The 12,807-nt window shown below is 64.3% G+C and carries 15 protein-coding genes; 8 read left to right on the top strand and 7 right to left on the bottom strand.

Annotation, left to right across the window (positions count from 1 at the left end; translation table 11 throughout):
- Positions 1 to 304 precede the first annotated feature (304 nt).
- From thrC to H8A95_RS06185, 4 genes are all read left to right on the top strand, one after another.
- Entirely contained in the window at positions 305 to 1,720 is a 1,416-nt protein-coding gene (thrC, locus tag H8A95_RS06170) for a threonine synthase (RefSeq protein ID WP_229182359.1), read from the top strand.
- Positions 1,721 to 3,010, top strand: a complete 1,290-nt coding sequence (locus H8A95_RS06175; RefSeq protein WP_229182360.1) for a M16 family metallopeptidase — start codon at positions 1,721 to 1,723, stop codon at positions 3,008 to 3,010. It abuts the gene before it with no gap.
- Between the two features lie 234 nt (positions 3,011 to 3,244).
- Positions 3,245 to 3,832: a GNAT family N-acetyltransferase gene (locus H8A95_RS06180; protein WP_029079870.1), complete on the top strand. Its 588-nt coding sequence runs from the start codon at positions 3,245 to 3,247 to the stop codon at positions 3,830 to 3,832.
- Positions 3,833 to 3,962: 130 nt separating this feature from the next.
- Positions 3,963 to 4,616: a hypothetical protein gene (locus H8A95_RS06185; RefSeq protein WP_229182361.1), complete on the top strand. Its 654-nt coding sequence runs from the start codon at positions 3,963 to 3,965 to the stop codon at positions 4,614 to 4,616.
- A 154-nt stretch (positions 4,617 to 4,770) separates the two neighbouring features.
- Here the strand turns inward: H8A95_RS06185 and H8A95_RS06190 are convergent, their stop codons facing one another.
- The 5 genes from H8A95_RS06190 to H8A95_RS06210 all read right to left on the bottom strand — a co-directional run bounded on the left by H8A95_RS06190 (position 4,771) and on the right by H8A95_RS06210 (position 7,420).
- The gene (locus H8A95_RS06190) at positions 4,771 to 5,256 is read right to left on the bottom strand and encodes a F0F1 ATP synthase subunit B family protein (protein ID WP_229182362.1); all 486 of its coding nucleotides are present in this window, start codon (positions 5,254 to 5,256) and stop codon (positions 4,771 to 4,773) included.
- 3 nt (positions 5,257 to 5,259) lie between these two features.
- Positions 5,260 to 5,826: a F0F1 ATP synthase subunit B gene (locus H8A95_RS06195; RefSeq protein ID WP_229182363.1), complete on the bottom strand. Its 567-nt coding sequence runs from the start codon at positions 5,824 to 5,826 to the stop codon at positions 5,260 to 5,262.
- A 114-nt stretch (positions 5,827 to 5,940) separates the two neighbouring features.
- Positions 5,941 to 6,171: a F0F1 ATP synthase subunit C gene (locus H8A95_RS06200; RefSeq protein WP_016847054.1), complete on the bottom strand. Its 231-nt coding sequence runs from the start codon at positions 6,169 to 6,171 to the stop codon at positions 5,941 to 5,943.
- A 55-nt stretch (positions 6,172 to 6,226) separates the two neighbouring features.
- Positions 6,227 to 6,976 carry a F0F1 ATP synthase subunit A gene (locus tag H8A95_RS06205; protein WP_229182364.1) on the bottom strand — a complete coding sequence of 250 codons (750 nt, stop codon included), beginning with the start codon at positions 6,974 to 6,976 and terminating at the stop codon, positions 6,227 to 6,229.
- A 72-nt stretch (positions 6,977 to 7,048) separates the two neighbouring features.
- The gene (locus tag H8A95_RS06210) at positions 7,049 to 7,420 is read right to left on the bottom strand and encodes an AtpZ/AtpI family protein (RefSeq protein WP_163153092.1); all 372 of its coding nucleotides are present in this window, start codon (positions 7,418 to 7,420) and stop codon (positions 7,049 to 7,051) included.
- Positions 7,421 to 7,694: 274 nt separating this feature from the next.
- On the opposite strand from H8A95_RS06210, the gene H8A95_RS06215 reads away from it, so the two are divergent.
- From H8A95_RS06215 to H8A95_RS06225, 3 genes are read left to right on the top strand one after another with little or no spacing between them, the layout of a single operon-like run.
- Entirely contained in the window at positions 7,695 to 8,318 is a 624-nt protein-coding gene (locus H8A95_RS06215; RefSeq protein ID WP_229182365.1) for a 2-hydroxychromene-2-carboxylate isomerase, read from the top strand.
- A gap of 32 nt (positions 8,319 to 8,350) precedes the next feature.
- Positions 8,351 to 8,860 carry a hypothetical protein gene (locus tag H8A95_RS06220; RefSeq protein ID WP_229182366.1) on the top strand — a complete coding sequence of 170 codons (510 nt, stop codon included), beginning with the start codon at positions 8,351 to 8,353 and terminating at the stop codon, positions 8,858 to 8,860.
- Between the two features lie 54 nt (positions 8,861 to 8,914).
- Entirely contained in the window at positions 8,915 to 9,388 is a 474-nt protein-coding gene (locus H8A95_RS06225; protein ID WP_229182367.1) for a secondary thiamine-phosphate synthase enzyme YjbQ, read from the top strand.
- Positions 9,389 to 9,468: 80 nt separating this feature from the next.
- On the opposite strand, the gene H8A95_RS06230 is transcribed toward H8A95_RS06225, so the two are convergent.
- Positions 9,469 to 11,133, bottom strand: coding sequence for an MFS transporter (locus H8A95_RS06230; protein WP_229182368.1), 1,665 nt, complete (start codon positions 11,131 to 11,133; stop codon positions 9,469 to 9,471).
- A 315-nt stretch (positions 11,134 to 11,448) separates the two neighbouring features.
- Between H8A95_RS06230 and H8A95_RS06235 the strand changes: the two genes are divergently transcribed.
- On the top strand, positions 11,449 to 12,123 hold the full coding sequence (locus H8A95_RS06235; RefSeq protein WP_050630075.1) for a response regulator: 675 nt from the start codon (positions 11,449 to 11,451) through the stop codon (positions 12,121 to 12,123).
- 3 nt (positions 12,124 to 12,126) lie between these two features.
- Here the strand turns inward: H8A95_RS06235 and H8A95_RS06240 are convergent, their stop codons facing one another.
- Positions 12,127 to 12,762 carry a helix-turn-helix transcriptional regulator gene (locus H8A95_RS06240; protein WP_229182369.1) on the bottom strand — a complete coding sequence of 212 codons (636 nt, stop codon included), beginning with the start codon at positions 12,760 to 12,762 and terminating at the stop codon, positions 12,127 to 12,129.
- Between the last annotated feature and the right edge of the window lie 45 nt (positions 12,763 to 12,807).

Raw genomic sequence — 12,807 nt, forward strand, 5'->3', positions numbered from 1 at the left:
GCCAGGACCCATTACCCCGAATCTCAATTGTTGCTCGACGCTGGGGCCAGCATCCCGTTCATTAGCGAATGCGGTGGTTATGGGTCCTGGCTTTCGCCAGGACGACGGTGGTGAATGCGGCGCCGGCGGTGATCAGTCGCGGGCAACACCATCCGCCGCTCCACCCGGCCCCGCGGCGCGTGCTTCGGGCTACCCATTGCCGGTCCGATCTTCTATGGTGAACCGTTCGGGTCGCATGCGGCGAACTCGATAAATCCATGATATCAAAGGCTTAAGGCTCGGATCGAAGCCTTTGGAGGGCGGTTTGACGCGGTATATTTCGACCAGGGGTGAGGCCCCGGTGCTTGGCTTCTGCGATGTGATGCTGACCGGGCTTGCCCGTGACGGCGGGCTCTACGTGCCCGAGACCTGGCCGCAGCTTTCGCACGAGACCATCGCCGGCTTCTTCGGCCGTCCCTATTGGGAGGTCGCGGTCGAGATCATCCGCCCGTTCGCCGCCGGCGAGATTTCCGATGCCGAGCTCGGCCGCATGGCGAACGAGGCCTATGCCACCTTCCGGCATCCCGCGGTGGTGCCGCTCGACCAGGCCGGGCCGAACCAGTTCCTGCTCGAGCTGTTCCACGGGCCGACGCTGGCGTTCAAGGACGTCGCGATGCAGCTGATCTCGCGGCTGATGGATCACGTGCTGGCCAAGCGCGCGCAGCGCACCACCATCGTGGTCGCAACCTCGGGCGATACCGGCGGCGCCGCGGTCGAGGCGTTTGCCAATCTCGACAATGTCGATCTCGTCGTGCTGTTCCCGAACGGGCGCATCTCCGAGGTGCAGCGCCGCATGATGACGACGACCGGCGCTTCCAACGTCCACGCGCTCGCGATCGAGGGCACGTTCGACGATTGCCAGGCGCTGGTGAAGGAGATGTTCAACAACCATCGCTTTCGCGACCGGGTGGCGCTGTCGGGCGTCAACTCGATCAACTGGGCGCGCATCGTGGCGCAGGTGGTCTATTACTTTACCTCGGCGGTCGCGCTCGGCGCGCCGCAGCGCACCGTCGACTTCACGGTGCCGACCGGCAATTTCGGCGACATCTTCGCCGGCTATGTGGCGAAGCGCATGGGGCTGCCGATCCGCTGGCTGCGCATCGCGGCCAACGTCAACGACATCCTGCCGCGCACGCTGAAGACCGGCAATTACGAGGTGCGCGAGGTTCACGCCACGGCATCGCCGTCGATGGACATCCAGGTATCCTCGAATTTCGAGCGGCTGCTGTTCGAGGCGAGCGGCCGTGACGCCGATCAGGTTCGCCGCCTGATGGCCTCGCTGAAGCAGTCCGGGCGCTTCGTACTCCCCGATGCGACGCTCGCCGCCGTGCGCCGTGATTTCGACGCCGGCCGTGCCGACGAAACCGAAACCGCGGCTGCGATCCGCGCCGCCTGGCGCGAGGCCGGCGATCTGGTCGATCCCCACACCGCGGTGGCGCTCGCGGTCGCCGACCGCGACACCTCGGATTCCAAGATCCCGAACATCGTGCTGTCGACCGCGCATGCGGCCAAATTCCCCGATGCGGTCGAGGCCGCCTGCGGGGTGCGCCCGCAGCTGCCGGCCTGGCTCGGCGGGTTGATGACCAAGTCCGAACACATGACGGTCATGAAGAATGATTCTGCCGAGGTCGAGCGCTTCGTGCTGTCGGTCAGCCGTGCTGCCAAGCAGGGAGTTGCCTGAATGAGCGTTGAAATCACCAAGCTGCCGAGCGGCCTGACCGTCGTCACCGACACCATGCCGCATCTGGAGACTGCGGCGCTTGGGGTCTGGGCCGGGGTCGGCGGGCGCGACGAGAAGCCGAACGAGCACGGCATCTCGCATCTGCTCGAACACATGGCGTTCAAGGGCACCGCGCGGCGCTCCTCGCGCGAGATCGTCGAGGAGATCGAGGCGGTCGGCGGCGACCTCAATGCCGGCACCTCGACCGAGACCACCGCCTATTATGCGCGGGTGATGAAGGCCGACGTGCCGCTGGCGCTCGACGTGCTGTCCGACATCCTCGCCAACCCATCCTTCGTGCCGGATGAGCTCGAGCGCGAGAAGAGCGTCATCGTGCAGGAGATCGGCGCGGCGCAGGATACGCCCGACGACGTCGTGTTCGAGCACCTCAACGAGCTCTGCTATCCGGACCAGCCGATGGGGCGCTCGCTGCTCGGCACCGCCAAGACGCTGAAGGCGTTCGACCGCGACATGCTGCGCGGCTATCTCTCGACGCATTACCGCGCCCCCGACATGGTGGTCGCGGCCGCCGGCGCGGTCGATCACAAGCGCGTCGTCGAGGACGTCGCACAGAAATTTTCCAGCTTCGACGCCACGCCGGCGCCGAAGCCGCAGGCTGCGATGTTCGGCAAGGGCGGCTCGCGCGTGGTGCATCGCGATCTCGAGCAAGCGCATCTGACGCTCGCGCTCGAAGGCGTGCCGCAGAACGACCTGTCGCTGTTCTCGTTGCAGGTGTTCACCAACACGCTCGGCGGCGGGATGTCGTCGCGGCTGTTCCAGGAGGTGCGTGAGAAGCGCGGGCTGTGCTACTCGATCTACACCTTCCATGCGCCCTACACCGATACCGGCTTCTTCGGGCTCTACACCGGGACCGATCCCGCCGACGCGCCGGAAATGATGGAAGTCATCGTCGACGTCATCAATGATGCGGTCGAAACCCTGACCGAGGCCGAGGTCGCCCGCGCCAAGGCGCAGATGAAGGCCGGGCTGCTGATGGCGCTCGAAAGCTGTTCATCCCGAGCCGAACAACTGGCGCGTCATGTGCTAGCCTATGGCCGGCCGCAGACCGTGGAAGAGCTGGTGGCACGGATCGACGCGGTCAGCGTCGAATCGAGCCGCAACGCCGCCCGCGCCCTGCTGTCGCGCAGCCGACCCGCCGTCGTTGCCCTCGGCAGCGGAAGGGGTCTGGACACGGCGGTGTCTTTTGCGGAAGGATTGACGAACTCGAAGGCAAAGACGCTGCTGCATTAATTTGAGGTTCACCTCGCCCCGCTCTTGCGGGGAGAGCATAGGCCGCCCACCGGCGGCCGTTGACGGACATACGCCGAGGCGGAGCCTCGGCTATGGCCAAAGGCTTCGGGTGAGGGGTAGAGCCGCAAAACCGGATTTGCGGTAAGATCCTCACGCCGACCCTCTAAGAGCGAGCTTCGCTCGTCTCGACCCCGCAAGAGCGGGGCGAGGGAGAAGTCGGGGGAGTGTTGGGCCATGGCCCTGTTTCGTTTGCCGTCTAGCGGACCGGCTGCACTGATGCCGCGCGGTCATGGGCTGCTGCTGCGGGCGCCGCAAATGTCGGATTTCCCGCAATGGGCCCAGTTGCGCGAATTCAGTCGCGCCTATCTCACGCCATGGGAGCCGATCTGGCCCTCCGACGACCTGACCCGCGCCGGCTTCCGCCGCCGGTTGCGCCGCTACACCGAGGATATCGCCGCTGATCGGTCCTATCCGTTCATCATTTTCCGCGAATCGGACGGGGTGATGATCGGCGGGATCACGCTCGCCAATGTCCGCCGCGGCATCGTGCAGGCCGGCACGATCGGCTATTGGGTCGGTCTGCCGCACGCCCATCGCGGCTACATGACGACGGCGCTGCGGGTGCTGCTGCCCTCGCTGTTCGGCGAGCTCAATCTGCACCGCATCGAGGCCGCCTGCATTCCGTCCAACGCGTCGTCGATCCGCGTGCTGGAGAAGTGCGGCTTCACCCGCGAGGGCCTGGCGCGGCGCTATCTCTGCATCAACGGGATCTGGCAGGACCATTTGCTGTTCGGCCTGCTGCACGAGGACTTCCGCGGCTGATTCCCGAGCCGTTTGGCCGATGGCAGGCCGCGTTCCATGCCTTCTCAAGATGCCTTGGGTTCGCCGCCATTGGCTTGCTATAACGCCGGCGAAACGGGGAACCCGGATTTGGAGAGTTTAGGGATATCGCATGGGTGACAGGGTGATCAGGTTCGCGCTCGCCGCGGCGGTATCGATCGGGCTCGGGGCTGCCCTGCTGCCGTCGGCGGCTTCGGCGCAGTCGCTCAGCGACCGCTTCAAGAGCCTGTTCGGCGGCGGCTCGTCCGACTCGGCGAAGCCGGCGACACCCGCGGCGCCGCAGCAGCTCAACGACGCCGATGCCGAGCTGACCTGTCCGCCGGTGCAGATCCGCTCTGGCGCCTCCACCTATTCCGTGGCCGCGACCGGCAAGGAAGCGGTCGGCAATGACGTCAAGTTCCTGGCCTCGATCACCCGCACCGCGCGGCAATGCAACCTGAACAGCGGCATGATCACCGCCAAGATCGGCATCCAGGGGCGGATCATCGTCGGTCCCCAGGGCGCGCCGCCGTCGATCCAGGTGCCGCTCCGCGTCGCCGTGGTGCAGGGCGGCGTTGGCGAGAAGACGATCGCGACCAAGGCCTACACGACGACAGTGCAGATGGATGAGAGCGGCAGCGTGCCGTTCAGCCTGGTCGCCGAGGATTTGGTCTATCCGGCGCCATCGGCCGCCGACAACGACAGCTACATCTTCTATATCGGCTTCGACCCGCAGGCCCTGAAGCCGGAGCCCAAGCCGCGCGCCGCCCCCCACAAGAAGAAGTAGGACTGGCGCGTTTTCGAGCGAAGTGGGTTACCGGTTCGCGTGAGGAAAACGCGTCAAAGCAAAACCAGCCGCATCAGGCGAACGGATTTGGACAAATAAAAAGGCCGGCGCGATCAGCTCGCGCCGGCCTTTTCTGGAAGGAGTTGAGATCGCGTCAGTTCAGCTTGGAGCGGACTTCGGCGATGCCCTTGCCGACGAGGTCGTCGGCAACCGAGCCCTTGACCGACTGCGACAGGATGGTCGAGGCGGCGGTCACGGCGGCGTTGGCCGCGGCGGCGCGCACATCGGCCACGGCCTGAGCTTCGGCCTGGGCGATCTTGCTCTCGGCGGTCTTGGTCCGCCGGGCGACAAAATCTTCCATCTTGGTCTTGGCTTCGGCCGCGATCCGTTCGGCTTCGGCCTTGGCGCCGGAGATGATCTCCTGGGCCTCGCGCTCCGCGCTGGCGCGGCGTGCCTTGTACTCGCCGAGCAGCTTATTGGCCTCGTCCTTCAGACGGCGGGCGTCCTCGAGCTCGGCCTTGATCCGCTCGGCACGGTGGTCGAGCGCCGTCAGCAGGGTGCGGTGGACGCCGAGGTAACCGAACACGACCATCAGAACGACGAAGGCGATCGCAACCCAGGTTTCCGGTTCGTAAAACATCGTCTATCCCTTCAGCGAAGCGTCGACGGCGCTGTTGACCGCATTCGCGTCCGGCGTGACGCCGGCAAGTTGCTGAACGATGGCGCCGGCCGCATCCGCCGCGATGCCGCGGACGTTGCTCATGGCGTTGGTCCGGGTCGTTGCGATCTGCTTCTCGGCGTCGGCGAGCTTGGCCGCCAGCTTGTCTTCCAGAGCCTTGCGCTCGGCTTCCGAGGCCGCGTTCAGCTTCTCGCGGGTCTCGTTGCCGATCGCCTGCGCGTTGGAGCGCGCATTCGCCAGCTCGGTTTCATAGGCCTTCAGCGCCGCGTCGGACTCGTCCTTCAGCTTCTGCGCCTCGGCCAGATCGCCCTCGATCTTGTTCTGGCGTGCATCGATCGTCCCGCCGACACGCGGCAGAGCGATACGCGACACGATCAGATAGAGCGCGACAAATGCAATCGCCAGCGACACCAGCTGCGAGGCGTAGTTGGACGAATCGAACGGCGGAAAGGCTCCGCCGTGATGTCCGCCTTCTGCCTCGGTGTGGGCGCCGGCTTTCTGGCCTTTTGCCTCGCCATGACTCTCAGCCATGGTGTTCTCCTGTTGCTGTCATGCGCGCCGCCCTTGGAACGATCCTTGGGCGGCGCGAACTGGTTACCGCGAGAGCGGAACCGGGTTGCCGCTAAAGCGGAACCGGGGTGCCGCTCAGAGCGGAACGAACAGCAGGAGCAGCGCGATCAGCAGCGAGAAGATGCCGAGCGCTTCGGTCACGGCGAAGCCGAAGATCAGGTTGCCGAACTGGCCCTGAGCGGCCGAGGGGTTACGCACCGCAGCGGCGAGGTAGTTGCCGAAGATGATGCCCACGCCGACGCCCGCGCCGCCCATGCCGATGCACGCGATGCCCGCGCCGATAAGTTTTGCTGCTGCCGGTTCCATTTGTAGCTCCTTGAGAAAGATAGACAGATTGGTGGGTGGAGATTCCCCGGACCGCTTAGTGTCCCGGATGAATGGCGTCGTTGAGGTAGATGCAGGTCAGGATCGCGAACACGTAGGCCTGCAGGAACGCGACCAGCAGTTCGAGCGCGTACAGCGCAACCGTAAGCGCGAGCGGCAGCACGCCGCCGACCCAGCCGAGCGCGCCCAGCGAGAAGCCGAGCATCGCCACGAAGCCCGCGAACACCTTCAGCGCGATATGGCCGGCCAGCATGTTGGCGAACAGACGAACGCTGTGCGAGACCGGCCGCAGGAAGAACGACAGGATCTCGATGAACATGACCAGCGGCAGGATGTAGATCGGAACGCCGGAGGGGACGAAGATCTTGAAGAATTTCAGGCCGTTCTTGTAGAGGCCGTAGATCAGGACCGTGAAGAACACCAACAGCGCAAGGGCTGCGGTCACGATCAGATGGGTCGCGATCGTGAAGGTGTAGGGGACGACGCCGACCAGGTTCGAGACGCAGATGAACATGAAGAGCGAGAAGATCAGCGGGAAGAACTTCATGCCTTCCGCGCCGGCGTTGCCGCGAATCGTGCTGGCGACGAATTCGTAGGATATCTCGGCGACCGACTGCAGCCGTCCCGGAACCAGGTCCCGGCCGCTCGCCACCATCAGCAGCGCAATCAACAGCACCGCGATGAACATGTAGAGCGACGAATTGGTGAAGGCGATCGTGTGATTGCCGATGTGGCCGAGCGTGAAGAGGGGCTCGATATTGAACTGATGGATCGGGTCGATTTTCATCCGCGCGGCTCTTGGTCCACCGGCCATCGTGCCGGTAATCGAATTTCAAATGTCGTGACTTCCCGCCAGCGCTCAGCGCTTGCCCGAGGCCACGCCCGCGGACCTCACCACGTTGACCACGCCGGCGACGAAGCCGAGCAGCGTTAACACGATGAAGCCGAATGGCGACGTCGACAGCAAACGGTCGAACCCCCAGCCAATCGCCGCTCCGACGGCAACGCCCGCGATCAGCTCCGAGGAAAGACGAAAACCGAGCGCCATCGCCGAAGCTCTGGCCGCACTGTCCCCGCTTTCATTACCGGATTGATCAGTCTTGCTCCTGCGGCTGTCGCGAATTTCTGACAACCGATGATCGAGACTTCCGAGCCTTGCGGAAAGCGCAGCTTCGTCAGGAGGCGATTGATCGCGACTTCCATCTGCGCCGTGGTTGGTGTTCTCAGCCATGCTGCAAACACTAACCGATGCCGCGGATGATGGAAATTGCGCCCGTCCCCGTCAAAAGCCGCGCGGACCATACTTACCGCGTCTAATCAAGTCAAGATTGCGTCGTAACCAGTTATTGCTTTGATTCTGCTGGTTTTATTTGGAGATATTCAAGGTCAGAGTGACGCAGTGTTCGCAGTGCAACAGCTTGCGTGGCATTGAGCGATGTTGCGTGGCTTTTCCGGCTCTGCTGGGATCACCGAAAGTCCATCCTCTCATACAGTCAAGGTTCCGCATGCCGCGCCAGATCGACTACTACTTCTCGCTGCAATCACCTTGGGCCTATATCGGCCACAAGCCCTTCGTTCGGCTCGTAAGCACTTACGATCTCAAGGTAAATTACCGGCCCGTGCTGCTGGTCGATCTGTTCTCGGAGACCGGTGGATTGCCGCTCACCAAGCGCCATCCGGTGCGGCAGCGCTACCGGTTGATCGAGTTGCAGCGCTGGCGCGACAAGCGCGGGCTGAATTTTCATCTGCAGCCGGCCAACTGGCCGTTCAACGGTCGCCTCGCCGATGGCGTCGTGATCGCAGCACTCGAGGCGGGGCTCGATCCCGAGCCGTTTTTGCAACGGGCCTATCCCGCGGTGTGGGAGCTTGAGCTCAACCTTGCCGATGCCGCGACGCTGGTGAAGCTTGCCGATGATGCTGGTATGCCGGGCCGGCAGCTGGTGGAGCGCTCAGGCTCGGATGCGATCAGCGCGGCCTATGAGCAGAATCGCCAGGATGCATTGGACGCCGACGTGTTCGGCTCGCCCGGATACGTGCTCGATGGCGAGGTGTTCTGGGGCCAGGACCGGATCGAATTGCTCGAGGACGCGTTGAAGTCAGGCCGCAAGCCCTATAGCTCTGTGGTCTAGGGGCAGGAAGCAAAGTTGAGGCGGAGCAAGCCATGCCCATCGCAATGTCCCTGTCGAAATTGTCGATCGCAGTTGCCGCCGTTCTGATCTCAAGCGGCGCGGCGACGGCGCAAACCGCGCCCGACACCGAGAACGGCCGCTACGCATTGTCTCCGGCCGGCGACGGCTTCCTGCGGCTCGATACGCGCACCGGCGCGGTGTCGACCTGCACCAATTCGAGCGCCGGCTGGGCCTGTTACATGGTGCCCGACGAGCGGGCGGCGCTGGATGCCGAGATCGGGCGCCTGCAATCCGACAATGAAAAGCTGAAGGGCGAGCTCGCCGCGCGCGCCCCGTCGGCCAAGACCGATGAGGCGTTGCCGAAATCGGATCAGCTGAAGAAGGCTGAGCCGAAGGTCGCCGAGGGCGAGCGCAAGATCGAGATCCCGCTGCCGAGCGACCGCGACATGGACCGCATGATGTCGTTCGTCGAGCGAGCCTGGCGGCGGTTGATCGAGATGGCCAACCGCGTGCAGCGCGACGTCAATGGCGGCAAGATTTGACGCGGCTGCAAAATGTCGTCCCGACCTTCGCCGGGACGACGGTCTAGAGGGAAGATGAGTTTATCGAAGCAAGTATCGCGCTCGGCGCCGTCCTCCGTCGCGGCAACCAGCATCGTTTCGTCGCGCCTGACGGTCGAAACGCAGGGCGCGGGCTTCACCGACGTCACGCGCGAGGTCGCAAGATTCCTGCGCGAGGTGCGCGCCGGCGAGGGCGCGGTCACGCTGTTCATCCGTCACACCTCGGCCTCGCTGACGATCCAGGAGAATGCCGATCCGACGGTGCTGGTCGACCTGATGACGGCGCTCGATCGCGCCGCGCCCGAAGACGGCGGCTGGCGTCATGACACCGAAGGTCCCGACGACATGCCGGCGCATATCAAGACCATGCTGACGGCGACCTCGCTGCAGGTCCCCGTGCTCGATGGGGAGATGGCGCTCGGCACCTGGCAGGGCATCTATCTGATTGAGCATCGCGCCTGTCCGCACCGGCGCGAGATCGTGCTGCAATTCATCGGCGCCACGCGGTGACGCGTTCGATCCGGCTTCCAAAACGACATCGGCCGCGGATCGCTCCGCGGCCGATGCATTTTGATTGAAGCGTTGACCGGTCAGGTCTTGGTGATGTCGACGTCCTTGGTTTCCGGAATGAACAGCGCGCCGACCACGACGGTGATTGCCGCGAAGATCACCGGATACCAGAGACCGGAGTAGATATCGCCGGTCGAGGCTGTGATCGCGAACGCGGTCGCCGGGAGCAGGCCGCCGAACCAGCCGTTGCCGATATGGTAGGGCAGCGACATCGAGGTGTAGCGGATGCGGGTCGGGAACAGTTCGACCAGCATGGCGGCGATCGGGCCGTAGACCATGGTGACGTAGATCACCAGGATGAACAGCAGTCCGATGATCGCAGCCACCTGCGGACGGAAGACGTCGAACGGGTTCGACATCTTCACGATGCCGGCGTCACCCGGCTTCGGATAGCCTGCCGCCTGCACCGCTGCGAGGATCGCGGGGTTCGACGTCTTGGCGTCCGTGTACGGCACCTCCTTGTCGTTGACCGTGATCTTCACCGGCGAGCCGGCCGGGCCAGGAATGGTGGAGTATTTCACCGACGATTGGGCGAGGAAGGCGCGGGCGGTGTCGCAAGGCGCCGTAAAGACGCGGGTGCCGACCGGGTTGAACAGATCGCCGCAACCGGCGGGATCCGCAATGACCTGCACCTTGACCGTCTCATAGGCCTTTTCCAGCGCCGGGTTGGCGTTGGTCGTGATCATCTTGAAGATCGGGAACAAGGTGAGTGCGCCGATCAGGCAGCCCGCGAGGATGATCGGCTTGCGGCCGATCTTGTCCGACAGTGCGCCGAAGAGCAGGAAGAAGCCGGTCCCGAGCAGCAGCGACCAGGCGATCAGCAGGTTGGCGGTGTAGCCGTCGACCTTCAGGATCGATTGCAGGAAGAACAGCGCATAGAACTGGCCCGTGTACCAGATCACCGCCTGGCCCATGGTCAGGCCGAGCAGAGCGAGGATCACGATCTTGGCGTTGCTCCAGGTCCCGAAGGCTTCGGTCAGCGGCGCCTTGGAGGTCTTGCCTTCCTCCTTCATGCGCTGGAACACCGGCGATTCGTTCAGCCGCAGGCGGATCCAGACCGAGATGCCGAGCAGCAGCACGGAGACCAGGAACGGAATACGCCAACCCCAATCCGCGAAGTCCTTTTCACCGGTGAAGCTTCGCGTGAACAGGATCACCAGCAGCGACAGGAACAGCCCAAGCGTTGCCGTGGTCTGGATGAACGAGGTGTAGTAGCCCCGCTTGCCCTGCGGCGCGTGCTCGGCGACGTAGGTCGCGGCACCGCCATATTCGCCGCCGAGCGCGAGGCCCTGCAACAGGCGCAGCGAGATCAGGATGATCGGCGCCGCGATCCCGATGGTCTTGGCGCTGGGCAACAGGCCGACGATGAAGGTCGACAGACCCATGATCAGGATGGTGACGAGGAAGGTGTATTTGCGGCCGACGATGTCGCCGACCCGGCCGAACACGATCGCGCCGAACGGGCGCACCAGGAAGCCCGCAGCGAAGGCCAGCAGCGCAAAGATGTCCCGGGTGGCAGGCGGATAGTCGGAGAAGAACTGCGCGCCGATGATGCCGGCCAGTGAACCGTAAAGATAGAAGTCGTACCACTCGAAGACGGTGCCCAGCGACGACGCCAGGATGACGAAACGCTCATCCTTCGTCATGCCGGCGGGCCGCGCCGAAGTTGCAGTCATAGTGGACATCTGGATTGCTCCCCCCGAATTATTGCTGCCATGCTCGCCCCCGGCTGGCGGGTTAGACCCGAATGGGCCTTAGGCTTAATTTGAGGGTAACATCGCAGTGAAACCCGTCCCAATAAGACTTTTGGCTTTTGCACGCTTGAACTTATCTTCAGAGCCAAGAGTTGGATGGAACGACCCTGCGTGCGTCTATTGCGGCGCACAAGCTCGGCGGGTTAACTGCGTTGGCATCTGGTATTATCGAGCCCTTGCGTGATACTGCCGCGCGGGCGACAACCGAACGGCGCGGGTTTGCCAAAATCCGCTTGTGGGACTGAGATGACTGCTGCTGCCAATACTCATCTTGTCATCGCCGACGACCATCCGCTGTTCCGCGATGCGTTGCGCCAGGCGGTGTCCAGCGTCGTGAGTTCGGCCACGATCAGCGAGGCCGGATCGTTCGAGGATCTGACCGCGCTCCTGGAACGGGACTCCGAGGTCGATCTGATCTTGCTCGACCTGAGCATGCCGGGAATCAGCGGCTTCTCCGGCCTGATCTACCTGCGGGCGCAATATCCGGCGATTCCGGTGGTCATCGTTTCCGCCAGCGACGATGCCGGAACCATCCGCCGCTCGCTCGACTTCGGCGCCTCCGGTTTCATCCCCAAGCGTTTCGGCGTCGAGACGTTGCGGGATGCCATCATGAAGGTGATGGAGGGCGACGTCTGGGTTCCGCCGGACACCGATCTGTCGGCGGCCGGCGATCCCGACATGACCCGGCTGCGCGACCGTCTGGTGACGCTGACCCCGCAGCAGGTGCGGGTGCTGATGATGCTGTCCGAGGGGCTGCTCAACAAGCAGATCGCCTACGAGCTCGGCGTCTCCGAGGCAACCATCAAGGCCCACGTCTCCGCCATCCTGCAGAAGCTCGGCGTCGAAAGCCGCACTCAGGCCGTGATCGCCGCCGCCAAGATCGCCGGCGGCCAGTGGCGCCAGGGCACGCCGTCGAGCTGACTCTCAGGCGGCCGGCATCACCCGGTACGCGCAGCGCCGCGCGCCGGCCAGGATGTGATCGACGCGATCGACCACGACGTCGCTGCCCAGCACGGCGCGAAACACCGCAAGTTCGGAGCGGCAGAGGCCCTGACAGGCTGCCGCCGCCGCGCAGATCGGGCAGTGGTTCTCGATCAGCAGGAAGCCGCCGGCGTCCTTGACCACGCTCGCCATGTAGCCTTCCCGGCTCCGGATCCGGGCGAGCGCCGTGAGCCGCTGTCGGAGTGAGCCCTCGGTTCCGACCGCCTTCCGGTAGTCGGCAATGCCGGCGCGTTCGCGATGCGCGATCAGCGTCTCCAGACCGCGCTCGCCAAACACCTCACGCATCGATCGCAGCAGATCCAGCGTGAGGTCGGAGTGGCGGTCGGGAAAGCGCGCGTGGCCCGGCGCCGTCAGACGCCAATACTTCCGCGGCCGCCCGCGTCCTTCGCGTTCATCGCCGCTTTCGACGAGGCCCGCCGCTTCGAGCTTGAGCAGATGCTGGCGCGCACCGGCAGGCGTCATGTCGAGGCGCGCGCCGATGCCGGCAGCGGTCTGCGGGCCGCGCGTCTTCAGTTCGAACAGGATGCGATCCTGGCTGTTTGTGTCGTCTTGACTCATCGGCTTATTTTAGAAACAAGATGCTATCTAAAATAACCGGAAATC

It is taken from the genome of Bradyrhizobium oropedii, from assembly GCF_020889685.1.
Lineage (GTDB): Bacteria > Pseudomonadota > Alphaproteobacteria > Rhizobiales > Xanthobacteraceae > Bradyrhizobium > Bradyrhizobium oropedii.

What these genes read in the sequence shown, in the direction of transcription:
- H8A95_RS06175 (WP_229182360.1), top strand. Translation starts at nt 1,721, where the DNA reads ATGAGCGTTGAAATCACCAAGCTGCCGAGCGGCCTGACCGTCGTCACC.
- H8A95_RS06180 (WP_029079870.1), top strand. Translation starts at nt 3,245, where the DNA reads ATGGCCCTGTTTCGTTTGCCGTCTAGCGGACCGGCTGCACTGATGCCG.
- H8A95_RS06185 (WP_229182361.1), top strand. Translation starts at nt 3,963, where the DNA reads ATGGGTGACAGGGTGATCAGGTTCGCGCTCGCCGCGGCGGTATCGATC.
- H8A95_RS06190 (WP_229182362.1), bottom strand. Translation starts at nt 5,256, where the DNA reads ATGTTTTACGAACCGGAAACCTGGGTTGCGATCGCCTTCGTCGTTCTG.
- H8A95_RS06195 (WP_229182363.1), bottom strand. Translation starts at nt 5,826, where the DNA reads ATGGCTGAGAGTCATGGCGAGGCAAAAGGCCAGAAAGCCGGCGCCCAC.
- H8A95_RS06200 (WP_016847054.1), bottom strand. Translation starts at nt 6,171, where the DNA reads ATGGAACCGGCAGCAGCAAAACTTATCGGCGCGGGCATCGCGTGCATC.
- H8A95_RS06205 (WP_229182364.1), bottom strand. Translation starts at nt 6,976, where the DNA reads ATGAAAATCGACCCGATCCATCAGTTCAATATCGAGCCCCTCTTCACG.
- H8A95_RS06210 (WP_163153092.1), bottom strand. Translation starts at nt 7,420, where the DNA reads ATGGCTGAGAACACCAACCACGGCGCAGATGGAAGTCGCGATCAATCG.
- H8A95_RS06215 (WP_229182365.1), top strand. Translation starts at nt 7,695, where the DNA reads ATGCCGCGCCAGATCGACTACTACTTCTCGCTGCAATCACCTTGGGCC.
- H8A95_RS06220 (WP_229182366.1), top strand. Translation starts at nt 8,351, where the DNA reads ATGCCCATCGCAATGTCCCTGTCGAAATTGTCGATCGCAGTTGCCGCC.
- H8A95_RS06225 (WP_229182367.1), top strand. Translation starts at nt 8,915, where the DNA reads ATGAGTTTATCGAAGCAAGTATCGCGCTCGGCGCCGTCCTCCGTCGCG.
- H8A95_RS06230 (WP_229182368.1), bottom strand. Translation starts at nt 11,133, where the DNA reads ATGTCCACTATGACTGCAACTTCGGCGCGGCCCGCCGGCATGACGAAG.
- H8A95_RS06235 (WP_050630075.1), top strand. Translation starts at nt 11,449, where the DNA reads ATGACTGCTGCTGCCAATACTCATCTTGTCATCGCCGACGACCATCCG.
- H8A95_RS06240 (WP_229182369.1), bottom strand. Translation starts at nt 12,762, where the DNA reads ATGAGTCAAGACGACACAAACAGCCAGGATCGCATCCTGTTCGAACTG.